8 protein-coding genes, 21 tRNA genes and 4 rRNA genes are annotated in these 14,754 nt (G+C 41.1%); all 33 read right to left on the bottom strand.

All coding sequences use genetic code 11. The features are described 5' to 3' along the window. Nucleotides 1–29: 29 nt before the first annotated feature. Nucleotides 30–105 (bottom strand) — tRNA-Ala (locus IC758_RS00965). Nucleotides 106–160: 55 nt separating this feature from the next. Next, nucleotides 161–1,663, bottom strand: a 16S ribosomal RNA gene (locus tag IC758_RS00960). Between the two features lie 116 nt (nucleotides 1,664–1,779). Then, nucleotides 1,780–1,856: transfer RNA gene (locus tag IC758_RS00955), tRNA-Met, on the bottom strand. Nucleotides 1,857–1,863: 7 nt separating this feature from the next. Then, a tRNA-Phe gene (locus IC758_RS00950) sits at nucleotides 1,864–1,939 on the bottom strand. A 3-nt stretch (nucleotides 1,940–1,942) separates the two neighbouring features. After that, nucleotides 1,943–2,019 (bottom strand) — tRNA-Ile (locus IC758_RS00945). A gap of 5 nt (nucleotides 2,020–2,024) precedes the next feature. Continuing rightward, nucleotides 2,025–2,101, bottom strand: a tRNA-Pro gene (locus IC758_RS00940). Between the two features lie 60 nt (nucleotides 2,102–2,161). After that, nucleotides 2,162–2,237: transfer RNA gene (locus tag IC758_RS00935), tRNA-Trp, on the bottom strand. A gap of 11 nt (nucleotides 2,238–2,248) precedes the next feature. After that, a tRNA-Ile gene (locus tag IC758_RS00930) sits at nucleotides 2,249–2,322 on the bottom strand. 4 nt (nucleotides 2,323–2,326) lie between these two features. Beyond that, nucleotides 2,327–2,403 (bottom strand) — tRNA-Pro (locus tag IC758_RS00925). Nucleotides 2,404–2,413: 10 nt separating this feature from the next. Beyond that, a tRNA-Ser gene (locus IC758_RS00920) sits at nucleotides 2,414–2,504 on the bottom strand. A 23-nt stretch (nucleotides 2,505–2,527) separates the two neighbouring features. Continuing rightward, a tRNA-Ser gene (locus tag IC758_RS00915) sits at nucleotides 2,528–2,616 on the bottom strand. A 2-nt stretch (nucleotides 2,617–2,618) separates the two neighbouring features. Beyond that, a tRNA-Lys gene (locus tag IC758_RS00910) sits at nucleotides 2,619–2,694 on the bottom strand. An 11-nt stretch (nucleotides 2,695–2,705) separates the two neighbouring features. Next, nucleotides 2,706–2,781 (bottom strand) — tRNA-Gln (locus IC758_RS00905). A 9-nt stretch (nucleotides 2,782–2,790) separates the two neighbouring features. Further along, nucleotides 2,791–2,867, bottom strand: a tRNA-Arg gene (locus IC758_RS00900). Nucleotides 2,868–2,875: 8 nt separating this feature from the next. Continuing rightward, nucleotides 2,876–2,949 (bottom strand) — tRNA-Gly (locus IC758_RS00895). A 14-nt stretch (nucleotides 2,950–2,963) separates the two neighbouring features. Beyond that, nucleotides 2,964–3,048, bottom strand: a tRNA-Tyr gene (locus IC758_RS00890). A 14-nt stretch (nucleotides 3,049–3,062) separates the two neighbouring features. Beyond that, nucleotides 3,063–3,137 (bottom strand) — tRNA-Thr (locus IC758_RS00885). Nucleotides 3,138–3,155: 18 nt separating this feature from the next. Beyond that, nucleotides 3,156–3,232 (bottom strand) — tRNA-Asp (locus IC758_RS00880). Between the two features lie 5 nt (nucleotides 3,233–3,237). Next, a tRNA-Val gene (locus tag IC758_RS00875) sits at nucleotides 3,238–3,313 on the bottom strand. A 5-nt stretch (nucleotides 3,314–3,318) separates the two neighbouring features. Next, a tRNA-Glu gene (locus IC758_RS00870) sits at nucleotides 3,319–3,393 on the bottom strand. 6 nt (nucleotides 3,394–3,399) lie between these two features. Further along, nucleotides 3,400–3,474: transfer RNA gene (locus IC758_RS00865), tRNA-Asn, on the bottom strand. 7 nt (nucleotides 3,475–3,481) lie between these two features. Beyond that, nucleotides 3,482–3,598 (bottom strand): 5S ribosomal RNA (rrf, locus tag IC758_RS00860). A gap of 135 nt (nucleotides 3,599–3,733) precedes the next feature. Beyond that, nucleotides 3,734–6,632, bottom strand: a 23S ribosomal RNA gene (locus IC758_RS00855). Nucleotides 6,633–6,944: 312 nt separating this feature from the next. After that, nucleotides 6,945–7,020: transfer RNA gene (locus IC758_RS00850), tRNA-Ala, on the bottom strand. Nucleotides 7,021–7,075: 55 nt separating this feature from the next. Further along, nucleotides 7,076–8,578, bottom strand: a 16S ribosomal RNA gene (locus tag IC758_RS00845). The 16S, 23S and 5S rRNA genes sit together here with 21 tRNA genes alongside, the layout of an rRNA operon. A gap of 284 nt (nucleotides 8,579–8,862) precedes the next feature. Next, nucleotides 8,863–9,567, bottom strand: coding sequence for an N-acetylmuramoyl-L-alanine amidase CwlD (gene cwlD, locus IC758_RS00840; RefSeq protein ID WP_227436991.1), 705 nt, complete (start codon nucleotides 9,565–9,567; stop codon nucleotides 8,863–8,865). Nucleotides 9,568–10,072: 505 nt separating this feature from the next. Continuing rightward, complete coding sequence (gene rpsI / locus IC758_RS00835; RefSeq protein WP_003421105.1) at nucleotides 10,073–10,465, bottom strand: 30S ribosomal protein S9; 393 nt, start codon at nucleotides 10,463–10,465, stop codon at nucleotides 10,073–10,075. Between the two features lie 28 nt (nucleotides 10,466–10,493). After that, nucleotides 10,494–10,925 carry a 50S ribosomal protein L13 gene (gene rplM, locus IC758_RS00830; protein ID WP_227436993.1) on the bottom strand — a complete coding sequence of 144 codons (432 nt, stop codon included), beginning with the start codon at nucleotides 10,923–10,925 and terminating at the stop codon, nucleotides 10,494–10,496. Between the two features lie 119 nt (nucleotides 10,926–11,044). Beyond that, the gene (gene truA, locus IC758_RS00825) at nucleotides 11,045–11,776 is read right to left on the bottom strand and encodes a tRNA pseudouridine(38-40) synthase TruA (RefSeq protein WP_227436995.1); all 732 of its coding nucleotides are present in this window, start codon (nucleotides 11,774–11,776) and stop codon (nucleotides 11,045–11,047) included. 25 nt (nucleotides 11,777–11,801) lie between these two features. Further along, nucleotides 11,802–12,605, bottom strand: a complete 804-nt coding sequence (locus IC758_RS00820) for an energy-coupling factor transporter transmembrane component T family protein (RefSeq protein ID WP_227436997.1) — start codon at nucleotides 12,603–12,605, stop codon at nucleotides 11,802–11,804. Next, nucleotides 12,599–13,465 (bottom strand): energy-coupling factor transporter ATPase, encoded by an 867-nt coding sequence (locus tag IC758_RS00815; protein ID WP_227436999.1) that lies wholly within the window; start codon nucleotides 13,463–13,465, stop codon nucleotides 12,599–12,601. Before IC758_RS00815 ends, IC758_RS00820 begins: the two co-directional genes overlap by 7 nt. Further along, nucleotides 13,453–14,286 carry an energy-coupling factor transporter ATPase gene (locus tag IC758_RS00810; protein WP_227825412.1) on the bottom strand — a complete coding sequence of 278 codons (834 nt, stop codon included), beginning with the start codon at nucleotides 14,284–14,286 and terminating at the stop codon, nucleotides 13,453–13,455. Before IC758_RS00810 ends, IC758_RS00815 begins: the two co-directional genes overlap by 13 nt. 119 nt (nucleotides 14,287–14,405) lie before the next feature. Further along, on the bottom strand, nucleotides 14,406–14,747 hold the full coding sequence (gene rplQ, locus IC758_RS00805; protein WP_003421117.1) for a 50S ribosomal protein L17: 342 nt from the start codon (nucleotides 14,745–14,747) through the stop codon (nucleotides 14,406–14,408). Between the last annotated feature and the right edge of the window lie 7 nt (nucleotides 14,748–14,754).

Raw genomic sequence — 14,754 nt, 5'->3', positions numbered from 1 at the left:
AATCAAAGATTTAAGTAATATACTCTTAATGGTGGAGATGAGGAGAGTCGAACTCCTGACCCCTTGCTTGCAAGGCAAGTGCTCTCCCAACTGAGCTACACCCCCAAATATGAAGTTCATAAAGAACTTTCAAAATTAAACAGTAGGCAATTCTCCTTAGAAAGGAGGTGATCCAGCCGCACCTTCCGATACGGCTACCTTGTTACGACTTCACCCCAGTTATTGATTCCACCTTCGACGACTTCTTCCAAAAGGTTAGATAATCGGCTTCGGGCGTCTCCAACTCCCGTGGTGTGACGGGCGGTGTGTACAAGACCCGGGAACGCATTCACCGCAGCATTCTGATCTGCGATTACTAGTAACTCCAGCTTCATGTAGGCGAGTTTCAGCCTACAATCCGAACTGAGAGTAGCTTTAAGGGATTAGCTCCACCTTACGGCTTGGCAACCCTCTGTACTACCCATTGTAGCACGTGTGTAGCCCTAAGCATAAGGGGCATGATGATTTGACGTCATCCCCACCTTCCTCCAGGTTATCCCTGGCAGTCTCTCTAGAGTGCCCAACTTAATGATGGCAACTAAAGACAAGGGTTGCGCTCGTTGCGGGACTTAACCCAACATCTCACGACACGAGCTGACGACAACCATGCACCACCTGTCACCAATGTCCCCGAAGGGAACTCTCCGATTAAGGAGATGTCATTGGGATGTCAAGCTTAGGTAAGGTTCTTCGCGTTGCTTCGAATTAAACCACATGCTCCGCTACTTGTGCGGGTCCCCGTCAATTCCTTTGAGTTTCACTCTTGCGAGCGTACTTCCCAGGCGGAGTACTTAATGCGTTAGCTGCGGCACCGAGGGGGGTAACCCCCGACACCTAGTACTCATCGTTTACAGCGTGGACTACCAGGGTATCTAATCCTGTTTGCTCCCCACGCTTTCGTGCCTCAGCGTCAGTTACAGTCCAGAGAGCCGCCTTCGCAACTGGTGTTCCTCCTAATATCTACGCATTTCACCGCTACACTAGGAATTCCACTCTCCTCTCCTGCACTCAAGTCTCCCAGTTTCAAGAGCTTACTACGGTTGAGCCGTAGCCTTTCACTCCTGACTTGAAAGACCGCCTACGCACCCTTTACGCCCAGTAAATCCGGATAACGCTAGCCCCCTACGTATTACCGCGGCTGCTGGCACGTAGTTAGCCGGGGCTTCCTCCTCAAGTACCGTCATTATCTTCCTTGAGGACAGAGTTTTACGACCCGAAGGCCTTCATCACTCACGCGGCGTTGCTGCATCAGGCTTTCGCCCATTGTGCAATATTCCCCACTGCTGCCTCCCGTAGGAGTTTGGACCGTGTCTCAGTTCCAATGTGGCCGATCACCCTCTCAGGTCGGCTACTGATCGTCGCCTTGGTAAGCCGTTACCTTACCAACTAGCTAATCAGACGCGGGTCCATCCTGTACTGGCTCACCTTTGATATTCAAGAGATGCCTCTCAAATATGTTATCCCGTATTAGCATACCTTTCGGTATGTTATCCGTGTGTACAGGGTAGGTTACCCACGCGTTACTCACCCGTCCGCCGCTCTTTACCGAAGTAAATCGCTCAACTTGCATGTGTTAGGCACGCCGCCAGCGTTCATCCTGAGCCAGGATCAAACTCTCAAATAAAAGTTTATCAGGCTCAGATACTATTGTTATCTAAATATCTGGCTTTATGGTTTGTTTCTTGTTTTATAAATTAACCTACTGTTTAATTTTCAAAGTTCTTTATTGATATAGTTAGATGGTAGCGGTAATAGGAGTCGAACCTATGACCTTTCGGGTATGAACCGAACGCTCTAGCCAACTAAGCTATACCGCCGTATTTCTGGTGCCCAGAGGCGGAATCGAACCACCGACACGGGGATTTTCAGTCCCCTGCTCTACCGACTGAGCTATCTGGGCAAATGGTGGGCCTAGCTGGACTCGAACCAGCGACCTCACGCTTATCAGGCGTGCGCTCTAACCACCTGAGCTATAGGCCCTTACTTGGTCGAGGTGAAGGGACTCGAACCCCCGGCCCCATGGTCCCAAACCATGTGCGCTACCAAACTGCGCTACACCTCGAAATATTATTTACTATCTTATATTACTCTAAAACTCATTTTTTTTCAAGTCCTTTTTATTTGGCAGGGGTGGAGGGACTCGAACCCCCGGCGCACGGTTTTGGAGACCGACGCTCTACCAACTGAGCTACACCCCTATGAAGAATAATGGACCTTCAGGGACTCGAACCCCAGACCTACCGGTTATGAGCCGGGCGCTCTAACCAACTGAGCTAAAGGTCCTGGTTGGTCGAGGTGAAGGGACTCGAACCCCCGGCCCCATGGTCCCAAACCATGTGCGCTACCAAACTGCGCTACACCTCGTTTTTTTAAATGGCGGAGAAGGAGGGATTCGAACCCTCGCACCGGTTACCCAGCCTAATCCCTTAGCAGGGGATCCTCTTGAGCCACTTGAGTACTTCTCCAAATTTAGTCCTATTATTTAGTTTGGCGGAGAGGGTGGGATTCGAACCCACGGCCCCTTTCGAAGTCACTGGTTTTCAAGACCAGCTCCTTAAACCACTCGGACACCTCTCCATTGGTGATCTATCCGCGACTCGAACGCGGGACACCCTGATTAAAAGTCAGGTGCTCTACCGACTGAGCTAATAGACCATGTTTTTATTTGGCTGGGGATGCAGGACTCGAACCTACGCATACATGAGTCAAAGTCATGTGCCTTACCGACTTGGCTAATCCCCAATATATATGTGGTGAGCGCACAGGGATTCGAACCCCGGACACACGCCTTAGAAGGGCGTTGCTCTATCCAGCTGAGCTATGCACCCACGCTTTTTGGAGCGGGTGAAGGGGATCGAACCCTCACAGCTGGCTTGGAAGGCCAGAACTCTACCATTGAGCTACACCCGCATATTTAATTTAATTGGTGGAGGATGGTGGATTCGAACCACCGAAGTCGATGACAACAGATTTACAGTCTGCCCCCTTTGGCCGCTCGGGAAATCCTCCGTATTAATTTTACATGGAGCTGGTGATAGGAATCGAACCTACAACCTGCTGATTACAAGTCAGCTGCTCTACCGTTGAGCCACACCAGCATTTTTCATATTTTATTTTGGCGACCTGGAAGGGGTTCGAACCCTCGACCTCCAGCGTGACAGGCTGGCATTCTAACCAACTGAACTACCAGGCCGCAAATGGTGGGACCAGCAGGGCTCGAACCTGCGACCCCCTGCTTGTAAGGCAGGTGCTCTCCCAGCTGAGCTATGATCCCACAAATGGTGACTCGTAGGGGAATTGAACCCCTGTTACCGCCGTGAAAGGGCGGTGTCTTAACCTCTTGACCAACGAGCCATTTATTGGCTCCAAGGGTGGGGCTCGAACCCACAGCCTACCGGTTAACAGCCGGTTGCTCCACCGTTGAGCTACCTTGGAACATCTAACGTGGCTATGTCCTACTCTCCCAGGCAGTTTCCCACCAAGTACCATCAGCGCTAGAGAACTTAACTTCTGTGTTCGGAATGGGAACAGGTGTATCTTCTCTGCTATTATAACCACATTTCTTTTTTGTTGCTAGGACAAGTATAATATTAACATTTTTTGTTATTTTTGTCAATACTTTTTTCATACTTTTTTTCAGAGTTAACACTCTAAAAACTACATATATATTTTAGTCAATGAACATCAAATAATATTGGTCAAGTCCTCGACCTATTAGTATCGATAAGCTAAATACATTGCTGCACTTACACCTTCGACCTATCAACCAGATAGTCTTTCTGGGGTCTTACCCTTGCGGTGGGAAATCTTATCTTGAAGTTGGCTTCGCGCTTAGATGCTTTCAGCGCTTATCCATTCCGTACATAGCTACCCAGCCATGCCCTTGGCAGAACAACTGGTACACCAGAGGTACGTCCATCCCGGTCCTCTCGTACTAAGGACAGGTCTCCTCAAATTTCCTACGCCTGCGACGGATAGGGACCGAACTGTCTCACGACGTTCTGAACCCAGCTCGCGTACCACTTTAATGGGCGAACAGCCCAACCCTTGGGACCTACTACAGCCCCAGGATGTGATGAGCCGACATCGAGGTGCCAAACCTCCCCGTCGATGTGGACTCTTGGGGGAGATAAGCCTGTTATCCCCAGGGTAGCTTTTATCCGTTGAGCGATGGCCCTTCCACGCAGAACCACCGGATCACTAAGTCCGATTTTCATCCTTGCTCGACCTGTATGTCTTGCAATCAAGCTCTCTTTTGCCTTTACACTCTACGTACGATTTCCGACCGTACTGAGAGAACCTTTGAGCGCCTCCGTTACCTTTTGGGAGGCGACCGCCCCAGTCAAACTGCCCACCTGACAGTGTCCCAAGACCAGATTCATGGCCTATGGTTAGAGTCCCAGTACTACAAGGGTGGTATCCCAAGGATGGCTCCGCCAAAACTGGCGTCCTGGTTTCAAAGCCTCCCACCTATCCTGTACATGTAGTACCAAGACCCAATGTCAAGCTACAGTAAAGCTCCATGGGGTCTTTCCGTCCTGTCGCAGGTATCCGGCATCTTCACCGGAATTACAATTTCACCGAGTCTGTTGTTGAGACAGTGCCCAAATCGTTACGCCTTTCGTGCGGGTCGGAACTTACCCGACAAGGAATTTCGCTACCTTAGGACCGTTATAGTTACGGCCGCCGTTTACTGGGGCTTAAGTTCACTGCTTCGATTACTCTAACAGATCCCCTTAACCTTCCAGCACCGGGCAGGCGTCAGCTCCTATACATCGTCTTGCGACTTAGCAGAAACCTATGTTTTTGGTAAACAGTCGCTTGGGCCTATTCTCTGCGGCCACCGTATGGTGGCACCCCTTATCCCTAAGTTACGGGGTCATTTTGCCGAGTTCCTTAACAACAGTTCTCTCGCGGGCCTTAGGATACTCTCCTCACCCACCTGTGTCGGTTTGCGGTACGGGTACCTTTAACCTCGATAGAGACTTTTCTTGACAGTGTGAAATCAGCTACTTCGCTACTAAATTTCGCTCCCCATCACATCCCAGCATTATCAAAGCGGATTTACCTACTCTGACTGCCTCAATGCTTGGGCACACATAACCAACAGTGTGCTTAGCTTATCCTACTGTGTCATCCCATCTCTCAAACGGTTATCGGTAGTACAGGAATATCAACCTGTTGTCCATCACCTACGCCTTTCGGCCTCAGCTTAGGTCCCGACTAACCCAGGGCGGACGAACCTTCCCCTGGAAACCTTGGGTTTACGGCCTGTGGGATTCTCACCCACATCTCGCTACTCATGCCAACATTCTCACTCCCATACTGTCCACATGTCCTTACGGTCATGCTTCAACCCGTATGGGAAGCTCCCCTACCCATCATTACTGATGCCGTAGCTTCGGTAGTAAGTTTTAGCCCCGGAAATCTTCGGCGCAGGATCACTCGACCAGTGAGCTATTACGCACTCTTTGAATGAGTGGCTGCTTCTAAGCCAACATCCTGGTTGTCTGTGCAATCCCACATCCTTTACCACTTAACTTACATTTAGGGACCTTAGCTGACGATCTGGGCTGTTGCCCTTTCGACTATGAATCTTATCACCCACAGTCTGACTCCCAAGTATAAGATGACGGCATTCGGAGTTTGATAGTCTTCGGTAGGTGCAATACCCCCTAGGACATTCAGTGCTCTACCTCCGTATCTCTCACCTTGAGGCTAGCCCTAAAGCTATTTCGGGGAGAACCAGCTATCTCCGGGCTCGATTGGAATTTCACCGCTACCCACAAGTCATCCCCGAGCTTTTCAACGCTCGTGGGTTCGGACCTCCACGAAATTTTACTTTCGCTTCATCCTGCTCATGGGTAGGTCGCCCGGTTTCGGGTCTACGTCAAGTAACTGAACGCTCAGTTAAAACTCGCTTTCGCTACGGCTCCACACCTTAAGTGCTTAACCTTGCTACTTAACGTAACTCGTTGGCCCGTTCTACAAAAAGTACGCGGTCACACAAGAAATGTGCTTCCACAGCTTGTAAGTGCAGGGTTTCAGGTTCTATTTCACTCCCCTCCCGGGGTTCTTTTCACCTTTCCCTCACGGTACTATACGCTATCGGTCACTAGGTAGTATTTAGCCTTGGAGGGTGGTCCCTCCTGCTTCCCACAGGGTTTCACGTGTCCCGTGGTACTCTGGATCATATCTGAAGTTTTCTCGTTTGACATACAGGACTATTACCTTCTGTGGTGGGTCTTTCCAAACCTCTTCAATTACGATACCTCTTCGTTTAAGATATGTCCGCAACCCCAATAAAGAAAACTTTATTGGTTTGGGCTATTCCGCGTTCGCTCGCCGCTACTTACGGAATCGAATTTCTTTCTCTTCCTTCAGGTACTTAGATGTTTCAGTTCCCTGAGTTCCCCTCATTAAGCTATGTATTCACTTAATGATACTTAGACATTACTCTAAGTGAGTTTCCTCATTCGGAAATCTTCGGATCAAAGTTTACGTGCAACTCCCCGAAGCTTATCGCAGCTTATCGCGTCCTTCATCGGCTCCTAGTGCCAAGGCATCCGCCCTGCACCCTTAATAACTTGACCAGTTAAAAAGGTTTGATAGATTAGAAGCTATCAACTTCGATAATTTTTAAAAGTTATCAACTTTATATATTACAAATTAGATGTCATATCACTAAATATATATATGCAGTTTTCAAAGTGCTAACGCACAGCGCCAACGAATAAATCTCGTTGCTTAAAGTGCTAGCGCACGTCGCCAACAAACAAACTTCACATGTGTTCAGTTTATTCTGTTGCTTAAAGTGCTAACGCACATAGCTTGTCTAAAGATAAGCTAAAAGTGCATGTAAGAGGCTACTAGATAAATCAAAGATTTAAGTAATATACTCTTAATGGTGGAGATGAGGAGAGTCGAACTCCTGACCCCTTGCTTGCAAGGCAAGTGCTCTCCCAACTGAGCTACACCCCCAAATATGAAGTTCATAAAGAACTTTCAAAATTAAACAGTAGGCAATTCTCCTTAGAAAGGAGGTGATCCAGCCGCACCTTCCGATACGGCTACCTTGTTACGACTTCACCCCAGTTATTGATTCCACCTTCGACGACTTCTTCCAAAAGGTTAGATAATCGGCTTCGGGCGTCTCCAACTCCCGTGGTGTGACGGGCGGTGTGTACAAGACCCGGGAACGCATTCACCGCAGCATTCTGATCTGCGATTACTAGTAACTCCAGCTTCATGTAGGCGAGTTTCAGCCTACAATCCGAACTGAGAGTAGCTTTAAGGGATTAGCTCCACCTTACGGCTTGGCAACCCTCTGTACTACCCATTGTAGCACGTGTGTAGCCCTAAGCATAAGGGGCATGATGATTTGACGTCATCCCCACCTTCCTCCAGGTTATCCCTGGCAGTCTCTCTAGAGTGCCCAACTTAATGATGGCAACTAAAGACAAGGGTTGCGCTCGTTGCGGGACTTAACCCAACATCTCACGACACGAGCTGACGACAACCATGCACCACCTGTCACCAATGTCCCCGAAGGGAACTCTCCGATTAAGGAGATGTCATTGGGATGTCAAGCTTAGGTAAGGTTCTTCGCGTTGCTTCGAATTAAACCACATGCTCCGCTACTTGTGCGGGTCCCCGTCAATTCCTTTGAGTTTCACTCTTGCGAGCGTACTTCCCAGGCGGAGTACTTAATGCGTTAGCTGCGGCACCGAGGGGGGTAACCCCCGACACCTAGTACTCATCGTTTACAGCGTGGACTACCAGGGTATCTAATCCTGTTTGCTCCCCACGCTTTCGTGCCTCAGCGTCAGTTACAGTCCAGAGAGCCGCCTTCGCAACTGGTGTTCCTCCTAATATCTACGCATTTCACCGCTACACTAGGAATTCCACTCTCCTCTCCTGCACTCAAGTCTCCCAGTTTCAAGAGCTTACTACGGTTGAGCCGTAGCCTTTCACTCCTGACTTGAAAGACCGCCTACGCACCCTTTACGCCCAGTAAATCCGGATAACGCTAGCCCCCTACGTATTACCGCGGCTGCTGGCACGTAGTTAGCCGGGGCTTCCTCCTCAAGTACCGTCATTATCTTCCTTGAGGACAGAGTTTTACGACCCGAAGGCCTTCATCACTCACGCGGCGTTGCTGCATCAGGCTTTCGCCCATTGTGCAATATTCCCCACTGCTGCCTCCCGTAGGAGTTTGGACCGTGTCTCAGTTCCAATGTGGCCGATCACCCTCTCAGGTCGGCTACTGATCGTCGCCTTGGTAAGCCGTTACCTTACCAACTAGCTAATCAGACGCGGGTCCATCCTGTACTGGCTCACCTTTGATATTCAAGAGATGCCTCTCAAATATGTTATCCCGTATTAGCATACCTTTCGGTATGTTATCCGTGTGTACAGGGTAGGTTACCCACGCGTTACTCACCCGTCCGCCGCTCTTTACCGAAGTAAATCGCTCAACTTGCATGTGTTAGGCACGCCGCCAGCGTTCATCCTGAGCCAGGATCAAACTCTCAAATAAAAGTTTATCAGGCTCAGATACTATTGTTATCTAAATATCTGGCTTTATGGTTTGTTTCTTGTTTATAAATTAACCTACTGTTTAATTTTCAAAGTTCTTTTGTCTTATTTTTGTGCTCCTTTTGGGCACTCATATATAATACCATCTATGTTATTCCAAGTCAACGCTTTTTTAACTTTTATTTTAATTATTTTTTTGTCAAAACAAAAATAGCTTATATTAGTGCATTTTTAAACACCTCAATACAAGCTATTTACATATTTAGACTTATTTTTATAATTATTTCAACTTAGATATTTCTGTATACCTATGTATATTGCCCATGCTATCTTTTCTTGATATGTTTCATCTGTCAAAAGTTTACATTCTTTTTCATTTGATAGAAAACCACATTCTATTAATACTGATGGAATATTATTTTCTTTCAAAAGGTATATGTCATCTCGTGGCTTAACTTCTCTGTTATTTGTTTTATCTACTACTCTTTTAAGTTCTTCTTGAATACACTTTGATAATTCCTTGCTATCTTGCTTATCTTTAGGATAAAATGTCTGAGCTCCATAGTATTTAGATTGTTCGAATGCATTTAGATGTATGGATACAAACATATTAGCATTGGAATTAGAGATTATTTCTTTTCTATTTTTCAAGTTCTCATTATATTTTTGTCTTGTTGTTTTATTATTTTCTTCTTTATAGAGGCTACTGTCATCTTCTCTAGTTAATATTACAAGACCTCCACTTGATTCTATAAGCTCTCTAAGCTTAAGTGTTATTGCTAAGTTGATATCTTTCTCAGATGTGCTCTTATCCTTGTTTAATGCGCCTGGGTCAATACCTCCATGACCAGCATCTAGAATTATTGTTTTATTTGTTATTGGCATATATTTAATAACATCTTCAGAAATATTTTTCACTTCAAATATTGATACTATTACTAGACATACCATAACAAAACTAAAAATTATATGTTTTATGTACTTTCTCACAACATCACCCTGTATATGTATACTTATAAAAACACTATAATATTCCAAATATTAGTACAAACATTTAAATTTCACTTTAGTATTTATCTATCTCTATTTTTTAATATTAATATATGATTACATAAGTATGCTATATTCACATATACTCTAAATTCCCATTTTTAATTAGTATCGTATAACAGGTATAATAAATTATGACAATTTACATTATGAATTATATTATTTAATAACCTAAATTCTATTACTTATAAAATGTAAAATTTTTAATTATATTTACTGTAAATTTCTTTATCCATTTCTCAATAGAACTATAATCTCAATAACTTTAACATATAATCTTTTATTACAATAAAAAGGATGTTTTTCAATAGAAAAACATCCTAATAAGATATCTTATTATTTTATTGTATATCAATCATTAACTTAAACCCAACATTTCAACATGCTTCCATATTTTCTGGATAACAGAAAATAAAGGATTTTGCTTTTCCAAAAAGATAAATAATTATCTTTTTGAGAATTGTGGAGCTCTTCTTGCTGCTTTTAATCCGTATTTCTTTCTTTCCTTCATTCTAGCATCTCTAGTTAAGAAACCTTCTTTCTTTAAAGCAGGTCTTAAATCTAAATCAGCTTTTAATAAAGCTCTAGATATACCATGTCTTATAGCTCCAGCTTGTCCAGTGAATCCTCCACCTTCAACTTTTACTATAACATCATATTTATTTTCATTACCAGTTAAAACTAATGGTTGTTTAACATCTCTTATTAATGTTTCATAGTTAAAATAATTTTCTAATGCTCTTCCATTTACTAATATATTTCCTTCACCTGCAACTAGTCTTACTCTAGCAACAGAACTTTTTCTTCTTCCAGTTCCATAATATTGAACGTTAGCCATTATAAACTCCTCCTTTCACCTATTAATCTTATTTAAAGTTTAAAACTTCTGGATTTTGAGCTGCATGAGTGTGTTCAGCACCTGCAAATACTCTTAATCTAGTCATCATTCTACTTCTTAATTTGTTTTTAGGTAACATACCATTTACAGCATGTGCTATAACTTCTTCTGGTTTTTTATCCATCATATCTCTATAAGATATTTCTTTTAATCCACCTACATAACCAGTGTGGTATCTGTAATATTTTTGATCTAATTTTTTTCCACTTAAAACTACTTTTTCTGCATTTACTACAACAACAAAATCTCCACCATCAACGTGAGGAGTAAATGTTGGTTTATGTTTACCTCTCAATACTGTCGCAATTTCTGTTGCTATACGACCTAATGTTTTTCCTTCAGCATCAACTAAGTACCATTTTCTTTGTACATCAGCTGGCTTAGCTATATAACTTTTCATAACTGTCCCTCCTTAACTACTTTTCATAAAAATTTTTTACCGTTTATGTCAAGTCCGGGGCAAGTGGACTTATTAACACATTCTCATATATTTTAATACATGTAGCCTGGTGTGTCAAGTTAATAATGAACTTTTTTAAGAAATAATCCTTGTGCTGGAGCTGTATGTCCACATCTTGATCTGTTTTTAGATTCTATTATATCTAAAAATGATTCATTAATTCTACCACGTCCTATATCAACAAGTGTTCCAACAATAATTCTCACCATATTATATAAGAACCCATCTCCACTAATTTCTAAAGTAATCAAATCATCTGTTTTTTTTATATTTATATCATATATTGTTCGTATTGTATCTTTTACAGATGAACCAGAACTCATAAAACCTTTAAAATCATGTGTACCCAATAGACTTTTTGATTCTATACACATTTTTTCAAAATCAAGTTCATACTTTACTTGATATGATATGCTGTTAAGTATTGGGTGTCTAAACTTACTGTTATATATTAAATATTTATATGTTTTTCCTTTTGCACTATATCTTGAATGAAAGTCATCATTAACTTCACATGCTTCTATAACTGCTATGTCTTTTGGTAATTTAGCATTTAGTGCCATTGGTACACTTTCTATACTTATACTTGAACTAATTTTAAAATTTGCAGTTTGTGCAAGAGCATGAACCCCTGAATCAGTTCTACCTGAGCCTATAAGTTTAACTTCTTCATTCATTATCTCATATATAGCCTTTTCAATTGTACCTTGTATCCCTAGAGAATCTGGTTGCTTCTGCCATCCACAATAATTTCTACCATCATATTGGATTGTAATCTTTATATTTCTCATATTTTACCTCACCTATATGCTTCTATTAAATCGCTATAAATCTAGTAGCTATGATTAATCCTAAATAAATAACTTGAAACACACATGCTATATAATCTGCTTTTACTATAACAGACTCCCTCATTTTTGTTCTATTGTGTCCACCTCTATAACATCTAGCTTCCATGGCCATAGCCAATTCATCAGCTCTTCTAAATGCACTAACAAATAGTGGAACTAAAAGAGGTACTAGATTTTTAGCTCTATTTATAAGATTTTTACTTTCAAAGTCTGCACCTCTAGACATTTGAGCCTTCATTATTTTATCTGTTTCGTCTAATAATGTAGGAATAAAGCGCAAAGCAATTGTCATCATCATTGCAAGCTCATGAACTGGTAAACCAATTTTCTTAAAGGGATTCAATAATCGCTCTATACCATCTGTCAATTCTATTGGTGAAGTTGTTAAAGTAAGTAATGATGTCCCAATTACTAAAAATATAAGTCTTATTGCCATAAAAATTGCTTGTCTCAAGCCTTGACTTGTTATTGTTAAAAATCCAAATGACCATATCTCATCACCTGGTAAGAAAAATATATTTATAATAAATGTAAATAAAATAATCCACTTAAGAGGTTTTACACCCTTAACAATATACTTAACAGGTATATTAGCTAACTTTATCATACCTAATAAACATAATAAAACTATCATATAAGGCCAAAATTTATTTACTACAAATATAGATACCATAAATACAATTGTTGCTACAAGTTTTATCCTTGGATCTAATTTATGAATAGCAGAACTTGTTGGGTAGTATTGCCCTATAGTTATATCTTTTAACATAATCCTCGCCCTCTCACAACTCTTAATATTTCCTGTTTTGCTTCTTCTAAAGTCAATATGTCTTCACTAATGTCAAAACCTTGTTCTCTTAATTTCAATGCAAGCTCTAAAACCTGTGGAATATCTAAACCAATTTCTTTTAATTTAATAGCATTCGATTTAAATACATCTCTAGGAGTACCCATAAATTCTATTTTACCATGATTCATAACAATTAACGTTTGTGCCAACTTTGCCATATCATCCATACTATGTGATGACAATATTATAGTCATATTGTTTTTTTCATGTAAGTTTTTTATTAAATTAAAAATTTCATCTCTTCCACCAGGATCAAGACCTGCAGTTGGTTCATCTAATATAAGTACTTCTGGGTTCATTGCTATAACTCCAGCTATTGCAACTCTACGCTTTTGACCTCCTGATAATTCAAATGGAGATTTATCTTTAAATTCCTCATAGTCAAGTCCTACAGCTTCCATCGATGCTTTTACCCTATTATGTATCTCAACCTCTTCTAAACCTAAATTAGCGGGTCCAAAAGCTATATCCTTATCAATTGTTTCTTCAAATAATTGATATTCTGGATATTGAAATACAACACCTACTCTTTTTCTTATCTCAGTTAAGTTTAAATTCTTATCTGTTATGTTAAAATCATTTATAAAAATCTCTCCTGAGGAAGGTTTTAATAATCCATTTAGATGTTGTATCAATGTAGACTTTCCTGAACCTGTATGACCTATAAGTCCAACAAAATCTCTATCTTTAATCTCAAAAGATACATCATCAAGTGCTTTACTTGCAAAAGGCATCCCTTCATTATATATATGTGTTAAGTTCTTTACTATAATTGACATAATTCCATCACCATCTCATCCACAGTTAATATATCACTACTAATATTTATACCTTCTTCTATTAATAAACTAGACAACTCTGTCATACAAGGCACATCTAAACCGATTTCCTTTAACATCTCTATTTTACTAAATACTTCTTTAGGAGTCCCTTCTAAAAGTTTCTTACCTTTCTCCATAACGACAACTCTATCAGCTTCTACAGCTTCTTCCATAAAGTGAGTTATATGTAAAACAGTTATATTTTCTTCTTTATTAAGCCTTTTTATTGTTTTCATAACTTCTTTTCTTCCAGATGGGTCTAACATCGCTGTTGCTTCATCAAATATTATACACTTGGGTCTCATGGCAATTATGCCTGCTATTGCAACCCTCTGTTTTTGGCCACCTGATAACAAATGCGGTTGTCTACCTCTCAAATCATACATACCTACACTTTTTAAAGACTCTTCTACAATTCGTCTTATCTCTTTTGGCTCTATACCTAAGTTTTCAGGACCAAAAGCTACATCTTCTTCTACTATTGTGGCAACAATTTGATTATCTGGGTTTTGAAATACCATACCTGCTGTTTGCCTTATATCCCATAATCTTTCTTCTTCTTTGGTGTCCATTCCATCAATGAGAATATTTCCTTCTGTAGGCATAAGAATAGCATTTAAGTTTTTAGATAAAGTAGACTTGCCAGAACCATTATGTCCTATTATCGCAACAAATTCTCCCTTTTTAACATCTAAGCTTAAATTATCTATTGCTTTAAGTTTTGCTTCATCTGTAATATACTCAAATGAAATATTGTTTACTTTTATTATATTATCCATTAATTCATACTCCTTTTAGTAAGCAATAACTTATAAAAATCATTTTACACATTATTATATCACACCTTAGTCAAAAAAATAAAAAAAAGATTAAGCCATCAAGCCTAATCCTTTCCTTACTATACTAATTCTATAAAAGCCATTTCAGCAGCATCGCCTTTTCTTGGCCCTATTTTTATTATTCTAGTGTATCCACCATTTCTCTCAGCATATTTTGGAGCTAAATCTGTGAATAAGTTATTAACTACTGTTTCATCCATAACATAAGCTAAAACTTGTCTTCTAGCATGAAGATCTCCTCTTTTAGCAAGAGTTATCATCTTTTCAGCCATTCTACGAGTTTCTTTAGCTCTAGTTACTGTAGTTTCTATTCTTCCACTTCTTAGTAAACAAGTTACTAAGTTTCTTAACATAAGGTTTCTGTGAGCTGTTTCACGTCCTAATTTACGGTACTTAGCCATTCTTATC

Origin of the sequence: Clostridioides sp. ES-W-0016-02 (genome assembly GCF_020641035.1) — a bacterium.
Lineage (GTDB): Bacteria > Bacillota > Clostridia > Peptostreptococcales > Peptostreptococcaceae > Clostridioides.
The sequence above is the reverse complement of the archived record's forward strand: the minus strand, read 5'-3'. Positions and strand labels throughout refer to the sequence as shown.